The following is a 2,342-nucleotide window of genomic DNA, read 5'->3' on the forward strand; positions in this document are numbered from 1 at the left end:
ATCGCCAGATCGATTCCGTCCAACCCCGGCATGACTGCCGAGATGATGATGAGGTCTGGTTTCGTCTGAACCACCATCGACAACGCCAAGACGGTATCGGGGACCACCGAGGTTCTGTAGCCACATTGGCGAAGTTCACGTTCAACGAAATGCGACTGTGCCCCATGGGGAGCAACCAGCATCACTTCGATGCGTCTGATCTCGATATCATCCAGCGTTGAAGCAAGTTTTTGTGGGAGTCGGGAGAAATCGGGCTGGATTTCTGTGCCGCGACTACCAACCTGTTTAGATAACTCATCGATATAGGTTTCGAGATCGGCCCAGATTCGCGGAGGCAGCGTTTCAGGGGCGTCCGCAAGATATTCGTCGAGCTTGTGGGCCATAGCACAGAGGGCGTTCAAGCCAAATCCAGCCGCCTGTCCACGCAGATACAGGGCGAGCCGCCGAAAGTTTCCAATCAGTTCCGAGCGGGTGATCCGGCCTTGGCGGCCGTTATCCAGAACGAATTCAAGGGCACGAAGCCGCTCCATGGCGTCATCGAAAAATTCGTCTCGAATCTCATCGAAAACCGCAAACTGGTCGTGTCCACTTTCTCGGCTCATTGTGCCCCCAATTTCACAATGTCTACGGCTTGTCGTCGCTCAGAACCCTATCGAAATTCATAAACGGATGCGATACCTTTATATCAATCGTTTACCATTCATTTATCGATTCAGTATGCTCATCAGGCCATGTTCATAATCCATTCAATCTAGGAGATGTGTCGGAGATGACGGGTGACCGTAAAACTCCATCAGGTCGCGAGCGAACTTTTGCTCATGACGAATTGATCGTCAGCAAGACCGATCCCAAAGGACGGCTGACCTACGTAAACGATGTGTTTTTGACAGTGAGCGGCTATGCCGAGGCCGAGGTGATGGGAAAGCCACATTCGGTCATACGGCACCCCGAAATGCCGCGATGCATCTTCAAACTGCTTTGGGACACCATTGTCGATGGCCGAGAGATATTCGCATATGTGAACAACATGGCGAAGAATGGCGACAACTACTGGGTATTCGCCCATGTCACCCCGAACCTCGACGCTGCCGGTCAGATCATCGGATATCACTCCAATCGACGGGTGCCCGAGAAGGCCGCATTGGAGACGATCAAGCCACTTTACCGTTCGCTGTTGGAAGAAGAACGCCGCCATCCAGATTCAAAGGTTGGGCTTGAGCGATCATGGAAAATGCTGAACGACGCCGTAGCAACGGCAGGCTTCGATAGCTATGACCGCTTCATCTTCACCATCACACCAGAAAATTGATCAGAGGCCGCCACATGGAATCGACCCTCGGCTTGTATGCCCGAACCTTATCCCTTGGGATGCTGGTTCCTTCGGCGATCTGCTTACTGGCGGGAACATTCGGGCTGCTTGGTGGTTCGAGTATCGCCCTTTGGGTCGTGATTGTCGCATCCCTGCTTGGAGTTGTCGGAGGCATCAAGATCGGCGGTTCTGCTCGAAGAATGGCAGGTGATCTTTCCACCGCGATCCACGTGCTTGGCCGGTCCTCCAGTGGTGACCTCAATGCTCGAATTCTGGACGTCCGTGCCAGCGATGGCATTGGAGTCCTGCAACACAACATCAACCGATTGCTGGACCTCGCCGAAGCCTTTGGAAAAGAGGCATTCGCCGCAGTCGAGTCCGCCAATCATGGTCGGTATTACCGCCGAATCATCACCACGGGTTTGCGTGGGGATTTTGTTCTGTATGCCAAGACCATCAACCAAGCTCTGAAGCGAATGGAAGCCAGGGACGCTGAGTTCATCGCCTTTGCCAACAATCAGGTAAAGCCGGTGGTGAACGCAGTGGCTGCCGCTGCCACAGAACTGGAAGCATCTTCGGGGGCCATGTCGGCACAGTCCACCGACACCAGCCATCAAGCCATGACGGTTGCCGCAGCGGCGGAACAAGCCTCGGTCAACGTCCAGGCCGTGGCCTCTGCCGTGGAGGAGTTCTCTGCCTCCATTAAGGAGATCAGTGCCCAGGTCCATCGTGCTGCCGCCGTAGCCTCGGAAGCAGCCGGGGTTGCGTCTCGTACCGATACGACGGTCCATGGCCTCAGTGATGCCGCCCAACGGATTGGAGCCATTGTCAGCTTGATCAATGACATCGCCGCCCAGACCAATCTTTTGGCTCTCAACGCCACCATCGAAGCGGCTCGTGCCGGTGATGCCGGGAAGGGCTTTGCCGTGGTGGCGAACGAGGTCAAGAACTTGGCAAACCAAACGGCCAGGGCAACCGAAGACATCACCTCCCAGGTGGCCCATATCCAGGAAGTCGCCGCCGAAGCTATCAA

Annotated in this window: 3 protein-coding genes; 2 read left to right on the top strand and 1 reads right to left on the bottom strand. The window is 55.1% G+C overall.

The features are described from left to right. Positions 1 to 602, bottom strand: a 602-nt coding sequence (locus A6A04_RS19520; protein ID WP_068495700.1) for an Hpt domain-containing protein, incomplete at its 3' end; no start/stop codon positions are given. Positions 603 to 769: 167 nt separating this feature from the next. Between A6A04_RS19520 and A6A04_RS19525 the strand changes: the two genes are divergently transcribed. After that, on the top strand, positions 770 to 1,309 hold the full coding sequence (locus A6A04_RS19525) for a PAS domain-containing protein (protein WP_068495698.1): 540 nt from the start codon (positions 770 to 772) through the stop codon (positions 1,307 to 1,309). A 14-nt stretch (positions 1,310 to 1,323) separates the two neighbouring features. After that, positions 1,324 to 2,342, top strand: a 1,019-nt coding sequence (locus A6A04_RS23510) for a methyl-accepting chemotaxis protein (protein ID WP_068495699.1), incomplete at its 3' end; no start/stop codon positions are given.

The organism is Paramagnetospirillum marisnigri, assembly GCF_001650715.1.
GTDB lineage: Bacteria > Pseudomonadota > Alphaproteobacteria > Rhodospirillales > Magnetospirillaceae > Phaeospirillum > Phaeospirillum marisnigri.

Coding starts and splice junctions, on each gene's coding strand:
- A6A04_RS19525 (WP_068495698.1), top strand. CDS start 770: ATGACGGGTGACCGTAAAACTCCATCAGGTCGCGAGCGAACTTTTGCT.